This is a genomic window from Burkholderia perseverans (assembly GCF_022870505.1).
GTDB lineage: Bacteria > Pseudomonadota > Gammaproteobacteria > Burkholderiales > Burkholderiaceae > Burkholderia > Burkholderia plantarii.
The window spans coordinates 901,385-917,360 of sequence record NZ_CP045094.1 but is presented as its reverse complement, the minus strand read 5'-3'; the positions used below and the strand labels follow the sequence as shown (position 1 = coordinate 917,360).

Sequence of the window (15,976 nt, the reverse complement as noted above, 5' to 3'; positions counted from 1 at the left end):
GAATTGATCTTCGCACACGGATAGCCGTGCGCGGCATGCACTGCAGACATGCATCCGGCGGTATTTCCGGCGCGCGGAAAGCAGTGCAACATCGAGGCTGTTCCCTCCTGCCCGTGTCCGCCATGTTCACCAACGTCCTGATCGCACTCGACGGCTCCGCCTCGGGCGAGTGCGTGCTCCGCCTCGCCGCCGCGATCGCCACCGGCGAGACGCGCCTGAGCGTGCTGTGCGTGGTGGACGCCGGCTACCGGCAGGTGGACGCCGCGCCGGATGGCCGCGAGCCCGACGGCCTGCTCTATCCGCGCGCCGTCGAGCAGACCGCGCACGGCGAACGCGTGGTGGCCGAGGCCGTCGCCTATCTGACCAGCCGCGGGCGGCAGGCGACCGGCTGGCTCTGCGACGGGCCGCCCGCCGACACCGTGGTCGCCGAGGCACGCCGGATCGACGCCGACCTGGTCGTGATGGGCCACCGCCACCTGTCGCGCCTGCGCCGCTGGGCCGACCCGTCCACCGCCGACGCCGTGATCGACCGCGCCCCGTGCCCGGTGCTGGTCGATGCCGGCGAGCTTGCCGTGCGCGAGACGCCGGCCCGCGCCGCTGCCGAATGACCCGCCCACCTTCCCCTTCCTCAGGATGAATGCCTCATGCGCACCGTTGCCCTGCCGCCTCGCAGCATGTACTACGGCACGCCCGTCGCGCTGATCTCGACGATCAACGCGGACGGCTCGGAAAACCTGGCCGCCATGTCCTCGTCGTGGTCGCTGCGCGACCGGATCGTGATCGGCATGGGCAGCGCCTCGCAGACCGCCGAGAACATCGCGCGCGATCGCGAGTTCACCTTCAACCTCGCCAGCGCCGCGCTCTGGCGCCAGGTGGAGATCCTCTCCAGCCTGACCGGCAAGCCCGAGGTGCCGGCCCACAAGGCGCCGCAGATCCGCCACGACGCCGACAAATGGGCCGCGTCCGGCTTCACGCGGCGCGCTTCCAGCCAGGTGCGCCCGGCCTGCGTCGACGAATGCCCGCTGCAGATGGAGGCCGTGGTCGAGCACATCCGCGCCGTGGCCGACGAGCCCGAGGGGTTCGCGCTGATCGAGGCGCGCGTGGTGGCGCTGTGGGCGCATGAAGACGTGGTGGCGCCCGATGCGGGCGGCGTCGATGCCGAACAGTGGCGCCCGCTGATCTTCAGCTTCCGCAGCTACCGCAACGCCGGGACCGAACTCGGCCGCATGGCGCGGGCCGTGCGCGGTGCGCCCCAAGCCGCGGCGGCGGCACCATCGGCACCATCGGCACAAGCGGCGGCACCGTCCCAACCCGAGCAGCCGCGCGCCGAGACCGCGAACCGCTGAATCGGCTGAGCCTGCTGACTCCGCCGGCGAGCCGCGCGCCAGCGCGCCCTCGCGGCACGCCCGGTGCCGGCCGCCCGCCCGGGCCACCGTGATTACCGCGCCAGCCGCGCGCGCTCGGCGGCCCGGCCGTCGAATACGTGCAGCGAAAACCGCATCAGCGATTCGCCCGCGAGCACGAACGTCTTGCCTTCCGGCACCAGCCTGAATCCCTTCTTGCGGTAGAGCCGCATCATGGCCGGCGCGGCCACGCCGATCAGCCGCGAGATGCCGCGCGCGCGAGCGGCCTCGATCACGGCCGCGAGCAGCGTCTGCATCGCGTCGCGCCCGTCGCCGGCCTCCGCGGCCGCGCGCTGCGCCACCGCCACGCGCGACAGCTCCCAGACGCGCGGATCGGGCGCCTCGGGCGGCACATCGGGCAGCAGCTTGTGCATCAGGTAGGGCGCCGTGGTCGCGAGCAGGCGCGCACAGGCCCGCACGTCGCCGTCGCGGCTGCGCAGCACCACGTACACGGCGTCGGCGCGATCGAACTCGTCCCATTCGAATTCGTCGTTCGCGGAGACCATCGGCAGGTTCCACTTCAGGTGCTTGACGAACACGCCGTGCCGGAAGCGCCCCAGCTGCGCGAGCAGCGCGGGCTCGAACGATGCACGACTACCGCTGACCGCCTTCATGCCTTGCCTCCGCAACGTATCGGACAGGCGCTCAAAACTATCGCAACCATCGGCGTTTGCAACTGGCAAGGTTTCCAGTGGCGTGCCTGCGGTGCCGTCGCTACGCGCGAGGCATCGTGAAAAATACTTCGGCATCCCGATGATCTGGGTCTCCGGCGATGCTCCGCGTTCCACGCGCGTCCGGCGTCCGGCCGCCGATGCCGGGACACGGACGAATCGTCCGCTGCATGTATGCCAACCGCCGACACGCTCCGGCGCTTTTCCGGGTCATTTTCCAACCCTTTTCCGCATTGGTCCGGATTCGATCGCGCACCCAATCTTTATGTTTTGTTTTACATATATTTGTGCGCTCACGCCCAATACCAAGCACCAAGCGACGACCCGCGGATATCCCGTGTTTTCACGGCGATCCAAGCTGGCACGCTTCGGACTACACTGCGAACAAGCTGCCCGGTTTCATTCAAGGACGCGTTAAAACATTCCCCATCGGAGACACGGCCTCATATGAAAAATATAACAATCCGCCAACTCAAAACTTTCGAAAGCGTTGCGCGCAATTTGAGTTTTTCGCGCGCGGCCGAGGACCTGCACCTGACCCAGCCCGCCGTCTCCATGCAGATCAAGCAGATGGAGGATCAGGCGGGTGTGTCGCTGTTCCGCCATGCCGGCAAGCGGATCTCGCTGACAGAAGCCGGCCAGCTGTTGTTACGTCACAGTAGGGTGATCCTTGCCGATTTGAAAGCTGCCGAGCAATCGCTGGCCACGCTCAGGATCGGCGGCGGCGAGCAGATGCGCGTCGGGCTCATCACCTCCGGCAGCTATTTCTTTCCGCACCTGATCGGTGCGTTCATGCAGGGCGAGACCGGCTTCGAGCTCAACATGACGGTGCGCAGCCGCGACCAGCTGATCGCGCTGCTGCGCAACGACGGCATCGACCTCGCGATCATGGTCCACGCGCCGGACGACGCCGCGATCGTCGCCGAGGCCTTCGCGCCGAACCCGTTCGTGCTGGTCGCCTCGCCCGCCCATCCGCTGGCCGGCGCGCACGACATCCCGTCCGAGCGCATCGCCGGAGAATGCCTGCTGGTCAGGGAGAGCGGCACCGACACGCGCAGCGCCGCCGACGACGCGTTTCGCGGCCGGCCGTTCGCGCCGCGCTTCATGGAGATCGGCTGCGCGGAGGCCATCAAGCAGTCGGTGATGGCCGGCATGGGCATCAGCTTCCTGCCCGCGCAGACCGTTCAGTCGGAACTGCGCGCGGGCTTGCTGGTAATCCTCGACGTGCAGGGCTTTCCGTTGCGGCGCCACTGGTGCGTGGTGCATCGCGCCGACCGGCACCTGCTGCCGGCCGCGCTGCGCTTCCGGCAGTTCCTCCTTGCCGAGGGCGGCGCGCGGCTCGCGCATTTCACGGGAATCGACAAGGTACATACGGGCATGGATCTTCAGCGCCAGTCGCTCGCTGCTCCGTCTGCTCGACCGCTGGTCGCCGGCAGCGCCGCGCTGGACGTGGCGCTGCGCACGCGCGCGCTGCTACGCGACGACAGCCTGCCAGATCAGCATCGCGTTCAGGGCCACGATCACGCCGGTGGCGACGCCGGCGATGACGAGCAGCTTGCGGCCCGCCGCAAATCGACCCATCACTGAGCGGCGCGCGGACAGCACCACCAGCGCGACGAGCGGCACCGGCAGGATCAGGCTCAGCACGATCTGGCTGTCGATCATGGCGCGCATCGGGTTGCAGGTCAGGCAGACGATCACCGCGGGCACCATCGTGACGAGGCGGCGCACCATCACCGGCGTGCGGAAGCCGACGAAGCCCTGCATGATCGACTGGCCGGCCATGGTCCCCACCACCGAGCTGGAGATGCCCGAGGCCAGCAGCGAGACCAGGAACAGCGCGGCCGCGCCGGCGCCGAGCACCGGGGTCAGCGTGTGATAGGCGGCCGTGATGTCGGAGATGCCGGGCGCGTGCTTGCGGAACACCGAGGCCGACATCGCCACCATCGCCAGGTTCACGAAGCCGGCGAAGCCGAGCGCGATCATCACCTCGCGGTTCGAGAAGCGCACCAGGCGGCGGCGCTGGTAGTCGTTGCGGGCCGGCGCGCGGTTCTGCGTGAGGCCCGAGTGCAGATAGATGGTGTGCGGCATGATGGTGGCGCCGACGATGCCCACGGCCAGCATCAGCGCGTCGTTGCCATGCAGATGCGGCACGAAGGTGTGGAAGATCGCGGCATGCCAGTCGGGCGGCGCGATCACGAGTTCGCACAGGTAGCTCAGGCCGATCACCGTGATCAGCGCGGCGATCACGATCTCGAGCGGGCGGAAGCCGCGCTTGTCGAGCGACAGGATGCCGACCGTGACCACGCCCGTGATCGCGAGCCCCCAGCCGATCGCGAGATGGAACAGCAGCGCGATGCCCATCGCGGCGCCCATGAACTCGGCCAGGTCGGTGGCCATCGCCGCGATCTCGGAGCCGATCCACATGCCGATCACGAGCGGCTTCGGGAATTCGTCGCGGCAGACTTCCGCGAGGCTGCGCCCGGTGACGATGCCGAGCTTGGCCGACATCGCCTGGAACAGCATCGCCACCAGCGACGCCAGCAGCACCACCCACAGCAGTTCGTAGCCGTAGGTCGAGCCGGCCTGGATGTTGGTGGCGAAGTTGCCCGGGTCCATGTAGCCGACCGAGGCGATCACGGCCGGCCCCGCGAACGACAGCAGCGCGCGCACGCCGCGGCGCTTGTGGTCGAGCACCTCGCGCATCGCCGTCACGGTGTCGGTGGTCGCCGCGCCGGACAGGGCGTAGCCGGCGGTTCGTTTGATTGCCATCAGCATGATGAGCGCCTCTTCCCGGGGTGGCCGGGTCTCGATAAAGGGTCCCGCCTGCGCCGCGCCGTCGGCGTCGTCGTCACCGTCGTCGCGCGGCAGTCTCGAATCCGGTGGCGCGCCGTGCGGCGGGTTCGGGCCGAACCCGCGCGCAGGCGACGCCGCCGTCACTGCACCGCGTCCACGCTCAGGCGATCACGTCGCGACGGCGCTTCAGGTTGTGGATCGCGTCGAGCGTCTCGTCGTCCACGCGCAGATGTTCGCGCAGCAGCTGACGCGGCACGCTGGCGAGCCACTGCGAGAGCGTGACCTCCGAGAAGTGGTCCGACTTGAAGATCTCGAGGAATACCAGATCCTCCTTGCCGGTGTTCTTGATGTAGTGGCCGAGGTTCTTCTCGACGTAGCCGATGTCGCCGGGGCTGAAGTCGACGGTCTGCGCGGCCGGCCCGGTGTTGAACACCGTCATGCGGCCGTTGCCCTTGATGAAGTACTGCCACTCGTCGTTGTCCGGGTGCCAGTGCAGCTCGCGCAGGCCGCCCGGCTTGACCGTCACGAGCGCCGCGGCCACCGTCTTCGAGACCGGGAAGTTGTGGCTGTCGACGATCCGCACCTCGCCGCCCGAGGTCGAGAGGGTCGGCGCCATCGCGCTCATGCGGAACACGAACGGATGATCGGGGCGGCCGTCCGGCGACGCCGCGTAGGCCTGGTCGGCGGCGAGCGGGCCGGCCTTGGCGCCCTGGTAGATCCACAGCTGTTCGAGCGGGATCTCCTTGAACTTCTCGGCCGGCACGCCGAAGTTCTGCGCGAGGATGTCCGGCGGCGTGTGCGCGAGCCAGTCGGACACCATCAGCGTGTTGAATTCGCCGGCCGCGCCGTTGTCGAACGCCAGCACGAATTCGCCGCCGTTGTCGCCCAGCCCCTGCAGCGAGTGCGGCAGGCCCGGCGGGAAATACCAGATGTCGCCGCTCTGCACGTCGGCCACTTCGGCGCGGCCCTTGGTGTCGATGGTGGTGATGCGCACCTGGCCGCTGACCATGATCGCCCACTCGGCCTGCTGGTGCCAGTGCAGTTCGCGCACGCCGCCCGGCCCGAGCCGCATGTTCACGCCGGCGATGTCCTTCGACACCGGGAACGCCTTGGTGGTCACCTCGCGCGCCCAGCCGCCCGCCTGGATGCGCTTGTGCGCGAGGTTGAACGAGGCCCACGGGATCGGCATGCCGCCGACGTCGGTGGCGGGCGGGTTGTTGAACGACGGCAGCACGTCGCGCAGCTGCGGGTTCTGCGGCCCCGGCTCGGAAATCGCGATCGGCGTCGAGTTGATGGCGCCCTGCGCCGGCGTGTCGGGATTGCCGAACTCGGCCGCCTTCGCGGCCGCCGCCGCCCCCAGCGCCACCGCACCGGCGGCCGCGCCGACCAGGACGCTACGACGTTTCAAATCGGTCATGCTCTGTTCTCCTGAATAGTTCGTCTTGATGGTTCCGGCCGTCGCGGCGCACCTCGGCACACACCTCGGAACGCGACGCGGAACACCGGCGGAGGCGGCGGGGCGCCGTGCCGGCGTGAGCCGTCTCGTGCAGCACGAACGGCTCACCGCGGCAGCGGCGCCCGCCATCCGCTCCGTGACGCCAATACTAGGGAGCCGCGCCGCCGATGAACAATCACGATTTGTTGGCGAATCCATCAGCAGCTTTGATGGATGGCCGGCGCGATTGCGCTTAGGATCGGCGCACGCGCTGGTTTCGGTCCGGCGCCCGACGCGCTCACCGGCGCATTCACCAATCACGCAAGGAGTGGATCATGGGTAGCCTCAGCATCACGCACTGGCTGATCGTTCTGGCAATCGTCTCGCTCGTGTTCGGGACGAAGAAGATCCGCAGCCTCGGCTCGGACCTCGGCGGCGCCATCAAGGGTTTCAAGGAAGGCATGCAGGACGGCGACGCGCCGGCAGGGGCCGCGCCGGCCACCGCCGACGCGAAGGCCGCGACGACGCTCGACGCGCAGACGGGCCGGCCGGTTTCGCAATGAGACGGCGCGCGAGCGCGACCCGGCGCTCGCGTGCGCGGCGCGCGGCGGCACGGCCGGGCCGCGCGCGCAGCCGCATCCGGACCCGACCGGGCCTGATCCGGGCCGCGACCCCGACCGCCTCCGGCCGGCTTCCGGAGCGCGCCGGGGGCCACACTCACGCCGCCCCTCCGGCCCGCCTCCACCCGCCCGCGCCGCCTCCCGCCCCGCGCCGTCACCGCCGCCCGGCCTCGCGCGCCCGCTCCGCGTGCCCGGGCCTTGACCGCCACGGCCCCGCGTCGCCGGATTTCCAAGGCAGCCGCGCGCGCGTGACGTAAAATAGCGCTTTTCTCCCGTCTCCCCCTTTTCTGATATGACGCTCGCCTCCACGCCCGACATCATCGCCGAGCTGAAAGCCGGCCGGATGGTGATCCTCGTCGACGAAGAAGATCGCGAAAACGAAGGCGATCTGGTCATCGCGGCCGAATTCGTCACGCCGGAAGCGATCAACTTCATGGCGCGCTACGGCCGCGGCCTGATTTGTCTGACCCTCACGCAGGAGCGCTGCAAGACGCTGAACCTGCCGCTCATGACCTACCGCAACGGCACGCAGTACGGCACCGCGTTCACGGTCAGCATCGAGGCGGCCGAGGGCGTGACCACCGGCATCTCGGCGGCCGACCGCGCCCACACGATCGCCACGGCCGTCAAGCGCGACGCGCGCGCCGACGAGATCGTCCAGCCCGGCCACGTGTTCCCGATCATGGCCCAGCCGGGCGGCGTGCTGGTGCGCGCCGGCCATACCGAGGCCGGCTGCGATTTCACGGCGCTCGCGGGCCTCACGCCGGCCGCGGTGATCTGCGAGGTCATCAAGGACGACGGTTCGATGGCGCGCCTGCCCGACCTGATCGCGTTCAGCAAGGAACACGGCATCAAGATCGGCACGATCGCCGACCTGATCCACTACCGCAGCCGCACCGAATCGATCGTCGAGCGCGTGGCCGAGCGCACCATGCAGACCGCGCACGGCGCGTTCCAGGCCGTGCTCTACCGCGACAAGCCCACCGGCTCGCCGCACATCGCGCTGGTGCGCGGCACGCCCACGCCCGACCGCGAGACGCCGGTGCGCGTCCACGAGCCGCTCTCGGTGCTCGACCTGCTCGAAACCAGCAGCTCGACGCACTCGTGGACGCTCGACGCGGCCATGAAGGAGATCGCCGAGCGCGATCTCGGCGCGATCGTGCTGCTGAACTGCGGCGACACGAAGGAGCATCTCGTCGACGTGTTCCGCGCGTTCGACGAGGAGGAAAAGGCCGCGGTGCTCAAGCGCCGCCCGGTCGACTTCAAGACGTTCGGCATCGGCGCGCAGATCCTGCGCGACGTCGGCGTCGGCAAGATGCAGGTCCTCGCGAACCCGCGCAAGCTCGGCAGCATGTCGGGCTGGGGTCTCGAGGCGACGGGCTTCGTGCCGATGCCGGGCGGCGCGGCCTCGGCGGTCTGACCGCCCCGGCCCGGCGCTCGCCCGCTCACCCTTTGGCTGCCGCTCCTTACTCACGCTGAATCCAACCACGGAACGAACATGGAAATCGGACAATATCAACCGAATCTCGAAGGCGAAGGCCTGCGTATCGGCATCGTGCAATCGCGCTTCAACGAGCCGGTCTGCAACGGCCTCGCGGACGCCTGCGTCGAGGAACTCGAACGCCTCGGCGTGGCCGGCGAGGACGTGCTCCTCGTGACGGTGCCCGGCGCGCTGGAAATCCCGCTCGCGCTGCAAAAGCTCGCGGAAAGCAACCAGTTCGACGCGCTGATCGCGCTCGGCGCCGTGATCCGCGGCGAAACCTATCATTTCGAACTCGTCTCGAACGAGAGCGGCGCCGGCATCTCGCGCATCGCGCTCGACTTCAACACGCCGGTCGCGAACGCGGTGCTGACCACCGAGAACGACGAGCAGGCCATCGCGCGCATGACCGAGAAGGGTCGCGACGCGGCCCGCACGGCCGTGGAGATGGCCAACCTCACGATGACGCTCGACCAGCTCAACGAGGATGAGGACGAGGAAGACGAGGACGAAGACGACGAAGAGGAACGCGCATGAAGAAGAGCGCACGCCGACAATCGCGCGAACTGGCGACGCAAGGCCTGTATCAGTGGCTGCTGTCGAACGCGTCCACCGGCGAGATCGACGCGCAGTTGCGCGGCGCGCAGGGTTACGACAAGGCCGATCGCGAGCTGCTGGAGACGATCCTGTATGGCGTGATCCGCGAACACGTGGATCTCGCCGCCGTGCTCACGCCGTGCCTCGATCGCCCGATCGAGCAGCTCTCGCCGGTCGAGCGCGCGGTGCTGCTGATCGCCACGTTCGAACTCAAGCACCAGATCGAGACGCCGTACCGCGTCGTGATCAACGAGGCGGTCGAGCTAACCAAGACGTTCGGCGGCTCCGACGGCTATAAATACGTGAACGGCGTGGCCGACAAGCTCGCCCTCAAGCTGCGCCCCGACGAGGCCGCCGCCCGCCGCAACGCGTGATCCACGCGGGCGCCGCGCGGCGCTCGCGCTTCTTTCCTTTCCGGTCCCGGACATGAATACTGCCGCCGAACCGCTGATCCGGCTGGCTTCGCGCGTCGACGCGATCCAGCCGTTCTACGTGATGGAAGTCGTCAAGCAGGCCGCGCTGCTCGAACAGGCGGGGCGCGACGTGATCCACATGAGCATCGGCGAGCCCGATTTCACCGCGCCCGAGCCGGTGGTCGAGGCCGCCGCCGCCGCGATGCGGCGCGGCGTGACGCAATACACGAGCGCGCTCGGCATCACGCCGCTGCGCGAGGCGATTGCCGCCCACTACGCGCGCGCCTACGGGCTCACGATCGCGCCGGAGCGGATCGTCGTCACGGCCGGCGCGTCGGCCGCGCTGCTGCTGGCCTGCCTTGCGCTGGTCGGCCGCGACGACGAGGTGCTGATGCCCGACCCGTCCTACCCGTGCAACCGGCATTTCGTGGCGGCCGCCGAAGGCCGGCCGGTGCTGGTGCCGAGCGGCCCCGAGGCGCGCTTCCAGCTGACCGCCGCGGACGTCTCGGCGCGCTGGGGCGAACGCACGCGCGGCGTGCTGCTGGCCTCGCCGTCCAATCCGACCGGCACCTCGCTCGCGCCCGACGAACTCGGCCGCATCCTGGCCGCCGTGCGCGCGCGCGGCGGCTTCGCGATCATCGACGAGATCTACCAGGGGCTCAGCTACGACGGCCCGCCCGTCTCAGCGCTGTCGTTCGACGACGACGTGATCACCGTCAACAGCTTTTCGAAGTACTTCAACATGACCGGCTGGCGGCTCGGCTGGCTGGTGGTGCCGCCGGCGCTGGTCGGCACCTTCGAGAAGCTCGCGCAGAACCTGTTCATCTGCGCGTCCACGCTGGCCCAGCACGCGGCGCTCGCCTGCTTCGAGCCGGCCACGCTGGCCGTCTACGAGGCGCGCCGCCTCGAGTTCATGCGCCGCCGCGACTACATCGTGCCCGCGCTCGAATCGCTCGGCTTCGAGGTGCCGGTGATGCCCGACGGCGCGTTCTACGTCTACGCGCGCTGCGGCGGCGTCGCCCATCCGGCCGCCGGCGACAGCGCGAAGCTCGTCGACGCGATGCTGCACGAAGCCGGCGTGGTGCTGGTGCCGGGCATGGACTTCGGCCTGCACGCGCCGCGCGAGTACATCCGGCTGTCCTACGCCACCGCCTACGAGCGGCTCGAGGAAGCGGTCGCGCGGCTCGGCGCGATGTTCGGCCGCTAACCGCTTGCCCCGCCGCACGCGCCGGCGGCCAGCGCGGCACCCCGCGGCAACTCGATACGCGACACCAAAAAGAACAGGGCACCCGAGGGTGCCCTGTTCGCATTGTTCGTTCCGTGGCGGGATCGGGCCGCCCGATCAGGTCCCGACTTCCGCCGCGCCGTCGTGCTTCACGCCCGTATCGGCGCTCGCGTCGGCCTGCGGCGAGGTCTTCGCGTCGGCCGGCACGGTCGCCTTGATCGTGATCGGGTGCGCGCCGTCGAGCGTCGCCTGCACGCGCTTCTGGCCCGTGACCGGCGTGGACGACGAGCCCGACGCGGTGGTCACCGGCGTCGGCAGCTGCGGCGCGTAGATCGACACGTTGCGGCCGCGCGCGACGTCGCGCAGCCGGCCGCGCTCGGCCAGCACCTTCGCGCTGTAGCCACCATCGTCGGTGCCCGTCACGCCGTTGTAGAGGCGCAGGCCGCCCGGCAGCGAGCCGCCGCGCGCGATGCAGTCCTTCAGCACCAGCGCGCCGACCTGGATGTTGACCACCGGGCGCAGCGCCGCGTTGGTGCCGCCCGCGTATTCGAACTTGTCGGAATGGATCTTCGACATCACCTGCATCAGCCCTTGCGCGCCGACACCACTTTCCGCGTAGGGATTGAAGCCCGATTCGATCGCCATCACCGACAGCAGCAGCATCGGATCGAGGCCGATGTCGTGGCCGGTCTGGAACGCGGCCTTCACGAGCTGGCCGACCGGTTCCTGCGCGACGTGGTAGCGGCGCGCGAGGTAGGTGGCGACGAGCGCCTGCTCGCGGTTCGAGAACACGCGATCGTCGCGCGCGTCGGCCGCGACGCGCTGGGTCGGGATCAGCTTCGCGAGCGTGACCGGCGACTGGCCGTTGCGGATCGCGTCGTCGGCCGCGGTGACGTCGCCGGCGGCCGTGCCGGACGGCGAATAGGACACCGGCGAGACTGGCGAAGCCTGGCCGTCGGCATCGACGTCGTCCTCGGTGTTGCCGGGGCCGAACGCGGGCAGCGGGTGTCCGGACAGCAGCCGCGCCGGCCCCGCCTTGACGGCGGCCGACAGCACGGGCATCAGTTTTGCGGCCAGCGTGCCGCGAGCGTTCGGCAGCATCCAGAGCGCGAACGCGACGACGACGGCCAGACCGCCGACGACGCTGAAGAGATGGTGGCTGACACGCGTCCCCCGGCGGAGCACTTCACGCAGCAACTGCGCATGCCGTTCGGAGGGACGCCACGATAACCAAGCGTTCATTCAGATCTCCCATGAACATGACTCGTGCGGCTCGCTCGACTCGGTAGCGAGAAGGACGCGTGGCCGCGGAATCAGGACGTTGCGCACCCGGATCGGGCGACGACGTCGGAGAAACGGTATGTGTACCGTTCGGGGCCACGGCGGCTTGAGGTCAGTACCCGGCGGGCAGACTGACGCGCGGTGGCTCCCACGCAAAAAACCAGCGTCGCGAAGGCGCTGGCTCGGACGACAAACTACCGTCATGTGCCGTACAGGTCGCGGCGGACGGCGACGCGAAGCGTCTGGAAGACCGAAGACTGGTTGTCAGCCAGAGGGTCCGGCGAACAATGTGAGCGGATTCTAGGGAGGGTTTTATAGATCGTCAACACTATAAAGTCTCGAAATCATAACAAAAGGTAATCATTTATTACGGCGCGGCGCGAAAAGCCGCGCACCGTCTGGCTTTCATGGGGGTTTAACAAATTCGCGGATCACGCTGCCCGGAGCCACCCCGGGTAAAATCGGTGCTCGATTTCCGGCGCCCCGCGCCGCCATCGCGCCCGATTTCCGGGCGCCGGCAATACTCTGATGAAATACAAAGACTTACGCGATTTTTCCCAGCGCCTCGAAGGTCTTGGCGAACTGCGGCGGGTCACCCAGCCGGTGTCGCCCGAGCTCGAAATGACCGAGCTGTGCGATCGGGTACTGCGCGCCGGCGGCCCGGCCCTGCTGTTCGACGCGCCCGACGGCTATCGGTTTCCGGTGCTCGGCAACCTGTTCGGCACGCCGCGGCGCGTGGCGCTCGGCATGGGCGTGGACGCCGACGCGGCCGACGACGCCACGGCGCTGACCTCGCTGCGCGACGTCGGCCGCCTGCTGTCGGCGCTGAAGGAGCCCGATCCGCCGAAGCGCCTTGCCGACGCCGGCAAGCTGCTGTCGCTGGCCAAGGCCGTGTGGGACATGGCGCCGAAGACGGTGTCCGCGCCGCCGTGCCAGGAGATCGTCTGGGAGGGCGACGACGTCGACCTGCACAAGCTGCCGATCCAGACCTGCTGGCCCGGCGACGTCGGCCCGCTGCTGACCTGGGGGCTCACCGTCACGCGCGGCCCGAACAAGACGCGCCAGAACCTCGGCATCTACCGCCAGCAGCTGATCGGCCGCAACAAGCTGATCATGCGCTGGCTCGCGCATCGCGGCGGCGCGCTCGATTTCCGCGAATTCGCGCTCGCCAATCCCGGCAAGCCCTATCCGGTGGCCGTGGTGCTCGGCGCCGACCCGGCCACCACGCTCGGCGCCGTCGCGCCGGTGCCCGACACGCTGTCCGAGTACCAGTTCGCCGGGCTGCTGCGCGGCGCGCGCACCGAACTCGCGAAGTGCCTGACGCCGGGCGTGGACGGGCTGCAGGTGCCGGCGCGCGCCGAGATCGTGCTCGAGGGCTTCATCTACCCGCAGACCGGCACGCCCGAGCCCGCGCCCGCCGGCGCGCCGCCGCGGCCGGCCGGCACGCGCGGCGCGGCGGCCTACGAACACGCGCTCGAAGGCCCGTATGGCGACCACACCGGCTACTACAACGAGCAGGAATGGTTCCCCGTGTTCACCGTCGAGCGCATCACGATGCGTCGCGACGCGATCTACCACTCGACCTACACCGGCAAGCCGCCCGACGAACCCGCTGTGCTCGGCGTCGCGCTCAACGAAGTGTTCGTGCCGCTGCTGCAGAAGCAGTTCGCCGAGATCACCGACTTCTATCTGCCGCCCGAGGGCTGCAGCTACCGGATGGCGATCGTGCAGATGAAGAAGAGCTACGCGGGCCACTCGAAGCGCGTGATGTTCGGCGTCTGGAGCTTCCTGCGGCAGTTCATGTATACGAAGTTCATCGTGGTGGTGGACGAGGACGTGAACATCCGCGACTGGAAGGAGGTGATCTGGGCGATCACCACGCGCGTCGATCCCGTGCGCGACACCGTGCTGGTCGACAACACGCCGATCGACTACCTCGATTTCGCCTCGCCCGTGGCCGGCCTCGGCTCGAAGATGGGCATCGACGCCACCAACAAGTGGCCTGGCGAGACGCAGCGCGAATGGGGTCGCCCGATCGAGATGGAAGCGGCCGTGAAGGCGCGCGTCGATACGCTCTGGAACGAGATCGGGCTCGGCTGAGCCCGATCTCGTTCCGAGGCCCGCCGGCCGCTGATGCGCTGCTTCCGCTTCGCCGGCTGGCGAAGTGGCGCCGCGCTCATCGCGGCGCGCGCCGTTTCAGCCGGTTACGAATTCGCCCCGCCCCGGCGGACGGGCTACCGGGCTCGAACCGGCCCGGTCACGCGCTCGCTCGCCGTGCTCTTTTCCTCCCTTCCCGCTCAAAAAACAAACGGCGCGACACGGTTTCCCGTGCCGCGCCGCGATGGGGCGCACCGGCCTGCCGGTGCTTACCAGTGGCGGCCGTAGTAGCCGTGGCCGTAATAGCCGCGATGGTGCCAGTACGGGCGGCCGTAGTAGCCGCCGACGACGACCGGGGGCGGGCCATAGTAGGCAGGCGCCGGAGCATAGACGACGGGCGGCGGCGGCGCATAGACGACGGGCGGCGGCGCGGCGTAGACCGGATAGGCCGGCGCGATCGGCAGGCCGATGCCGACGCCGATCGAAACGTGGGCCTGGGCGGCGCTCGCGACCCCGAGGCCGAGCGCGGCGGCAGCGATGAGCGGAATGAGCTTTTTCACTTCGGTTCTCCTGGCGGCACTTCGTCGGCCGGCCACATGGACAGCGACGGATGCCTTGCTGTATGGGTTCAATGTAGCGAAATCCCTTCCCGCGAACCATCCACATTTGTTGCAAATTGCAATTGCAGCTTGCCCCATGGACACGCCCGGCGCGGCTTTTCACGGGGCGGGACGGCCCGCCGGGGCCGCCTGCCGGACCTCGGCCTTGCGATCAATCAAGCGAATCGGTCAGCTTTTCCGATAGTTAATCCTGAAGCGGCGGCGGGACAGGTAATGATTGATTACAAATTCCGCGCGAAGTTGCCGCCGTCGCCCGGCGATTTCGTCGGGTTTTGTAGCGAGTCGGGCGGATAACGCGGCAAATACGGGATACTGGCGGCTGACCGATTCATCCCGTGCCGCACTGCCATGACTGCAATGTCGCTTCCGTCCGTTCCCCGTCTCGGCTTCATCGGCGCCGGCCGGCTCGCCCGCTGTCTCGCGCGCCGGTTCGCGCAGGCCGGCTTTCCGGTGGTCGCGATCGCGAGCCGCTCGCCGGCATCCGCGCAGGCGCTCGCCGCGCGGATCGACGGCTGCATGGCCGTCGCGAGCGCGCAGGCCGTCGTCGATGCCGCCGATCTGATCTTCGTGACCGTCTCCGACGACGGCATCGGCCCGGTGGCCGCGTCGCTGCGCTTCGATCCGGCGCGCGCGCCGGCGCAGGCGCTGGTTCACTGCAGCGGCGCGTCGAGCGTCGAACTGCTGGCGCCCGCGCGCGCTCAGCAGGCGCAGACGGGCGGCTTCCACCCGCTCTACCTGTTCGGCGGCGGCGACGCCGACCTGACCCGCATCGAAGGCTGTTCGGTCACGATCGAGGCCGACGGCACGCTACGCCCCGTGCTCGATGCGCTCGCCGCCGCGCTCGGCTGCCAGCCGCTGGCGATTCCGTCCGGCGGCCGGATGCTCTATCACGCGGCCGCGAATTACGCGGCGAGCTTCGCGCTCTGCGGCCTGGCCGAAGCCGTCGCGCTGTGGCGCCAACTCGGCATGGACGAGGCCGACGCGCTGCGCGCGCTGCTGCCGATGCTGTCCGGCACCATCGAGACCGCGCGCGACAAGGGGCTCGCCGACGCGCTGGCGGGGCCGGTATCGCGCGGCGACGCCGGCATCGTCGAGCGGCAGCTCGCGCTGCTCGACGAACTCGGCGACGATCACGCCGTGCTCTACGCGCTGATGACGCGCCGCGCCGTGGGGCTCGCCAGGCGCCGCGCGGCGCCGCCCGCCGGTCTCGACGCGCTGGCCGGCAGCGTCGACGCGCGGCTCGCTTCGCAGCTGGTCCGGCCTGCCCCCACGCGCCGCGAGCCGTGATAAGGTGACGCCCGATGCAGGCCACCTTCGCACGGCGGCCGCACGCTACCC

15 protein-coding genes are annotated in these 15,976 nt (G+C 69.4%); 10 read left to right on the top strand and 5 right to left on the bottom strand.

The window, feature by feature from the left end; translation table 11 throughout:
- Window positions 1-122 precede the first annotated feature (122 nt).
- Both BpN12_RS18680 and BpN12_RS18675 read left to right on the top strand, forming a co-directional pair.
- On the top strand, window positions 123-608 hold the full coding sequence (locus tag BpN12_RS18680; protein ID WP_246796986.1) for a universal stress protein: 486 nt from the start codon (window positions 123-125) through the stop codon (window positions 606-608).
- Window positions 609-644: 36 nt separating this feature from the next.
- Window positions 645-1,346 (top strand): flavin reductase family protein, encoded by a 702-nt coding sequence (locus tag BpN12_RS18675; protein WP_246796985.1) that lies wholly within the window; start codon window positions 645-647, stop codon window positions 1,344-1,346.
- A gap of 92 nt (window positions 1,347-1,438) precedes the next feature.
- Here the strand turns inward: BpN12_RS18675 and BpN12_RS18670 are convergent, their stop codons facing one another.
- Window positions 1,439-2,017: an acyl-homoserine-lactone synthase gene (locus BpN12_RS18670; RefSeq protein WP_246796984.1), complete on the bottom strand. Its 579-nt coding sequence runs from the start codon at window positions 2,015-2,017 to the stop codon at window positions 1,439-1,441.
- A gap of 231 nt (window positions 2,018-2,248) precedes the next feature.
- Between BpN12_RS18670 and BpN12_RS18665 the strand changes: the two genes are divergently transcribed.
- Window positions 2,249-3,661, top strand: coding sequence for a LysR family transcriptional regulator (locus BpN12_RS18665; RefSeq protein ID WP_246796983.1), 1,413 nt, complete (start codon window positions 2,249-2,251; stop codon window positions 3,659-3,661).
- Here the strand turns inward: BpN12_RS18665 and BpN12_RS18660 are convergent.
- Together BpN12_RS18660 and BpN12_RS18655 are read right to left on the bottom strand one after the other, a co-directional pair.
- On the bottom strand, window positions 3,548-4,852 hold the full coding sequence (locus tag BpN12_RS18660; protein WP_246796982.1) for an Nramp family divalent metal transporter: 1,305 nt from the start codon (window positions 4,850-4,852) through the stop codon (window positions 3,548-3,550). The genes BpN12_RS18665 and BpN12_RS18660 overlap by 114 nt on opposite strands.
- 178 nt (window positions 4,853-5,030) lie before the next feature.
- On the bottom strand, window positions 5,031-6,287 hold the full coding sequence (locus BpN12_RS18655; RefSeq protein ID WP_246796981.1) for a cupin domain-containing protein: 1,257 nt from the start codon (window positions 6,285-6,287) through the stop codon (window positions 5,031-5,033).
- Window positions 6,288-6,640: 353 nt separating this feature from the next.
- On the opposite strand from BpN12_RS18655, the gene tatA reads away from it, so the two are divergent.
- From tatA to BpN12_RS18630, 5 genes are all read left to right on the top strand, one after another.
- The gene (gene tatA, locus BpN12_RS18650) at window positions 6,641-6,868 is read left to right on the top strand and encodes a Sec-independent protein translocase subunit TatA (protein ID WP_246796980.1); all 228 of its coding nucleotides are present in this window, start codon (window positions 6,641-6,643) and stop codon (window positions 6,866-6,868) included.
- A gap of 349 nt (window positions 6,869-7,217) precedes the next feature.
- Entirely contained in the window at window positions 7,218-8,345 is a 1,128-nt protein-coding gene (ribBA, locus tag BpN12_RS18645; protein WP_246796979.1) for a bifunctional 3,4-dihydroxy-2-butanone-4-phosphate synthase/GTP cyclohydrolase II, read from the top strand.
- A gap of 78 nt (window positions 8,346-8,423) precedes the next feature.
- Complete coding sequence (ribH, locus tag BpN12_RS18640) at window positions 8,424-8,942, top strand: 6,7-dimethyl-8-ribityllumazine synthase (RefSeq protein WP_042624068.1); 519 nt, start codon at window positions 8,424-8,426, stop codon at window positions 8,940-8,942.
- On the top strand, window positions 8,939-9,376 hold the full coding sequence (nusB, locus tag BpN12_RS18635) for a transcription antitermination factor NusB (protein WP_042624067.1): 438 nt from the start codon (window positions 8,939-8,941) through the stop codon (window positions 9,374-9,376). The genes ribH and nusB overlap by 4 nt, the downstream gene beginning before the upstream one ends.
- Window positions 9,377-9,428: 52 nt before the next feature.
- The gene (locus BpN12_RS18630) at window positions 9,429-10,622 is read left to right on the top strand and encodes a pyridoxal phosphate-dependent aminotransferase (protein WP_246796978.1); all 1,194 of its coding nucleotides are present in this window, start codon (window positions 9,429-9,431) and stop codon (window positions 10,620-10,622) included.
- A 135-nt stretch (window positions 10,623-10,757) separates the two neighbouring features.
- Here BpN12_RS18630 and BpN12_RS18625 read toward each other — a convergent pair whose 3' ends face one another.
- Entirely contained in the window at window positions 10,758-11,882 is a 1,125-nt protein-coding gene (locus BpN12_RS18625; protein WP_246796977.1) for a transglycosylase SLT domain-containing protein, read from the bottom strand.
- 567 nt (window positions 11,883-12,449) lie between these two features.
- Between BpN12_RS18625 and BpN12_RS18620 the strand changes: the two genes are divergently transcribed.
- Complete coding sequence (locus tag BpN12_RS18620; protein WP_246796976.1) at window positions 12,450-14,021, top strand: UbiD family decarboxylase; 1,572 nt, start codon at window positions 12,450-12,452, stop codon at window positions 14,019-14,021.
- Between the two features lie 266 nt (window positions 14,022-14,287).
- Here the strand turns inward: BpN12_RS18620 and BpN12_RS18615 are convergent, their stop codons facing one another.
- The gene (locus tag BpN12_RS18615; protein ID WP_246796975.1) at window positions 14,288-14,578 is read right to left on the bottom strand and encodes a hypothetical protein; all 291 of its coding nucleotides are present in this window, start codon (window positions 14,576-14,578) and stop codon (window positions 14,288-14,290) included.
- A 417-nt stretch (window positions 14,579-14,995) separates the two neighbouring features.
- On the opposite strand from BpN12_RS18615, the gene BpN12_RS18610 reads away from it, so the two are divergent.
- Window positions 14,996-15,925 carry a Rossmann-like and DUF2520 domain-containing protein gene (locus BpN12_RS18610; protein WP_246796974.1) on the top strand — a complete coding sequence of 310 codons (930 nt, stop codon included), beginning with the start codon at window positions 14,996-14,998 and terminating at the stop codon, window positions 15,923-15,925.
- The last annotated feature ends 51 nt before the right edge of the window (window positions 15,926-15,976 follow it).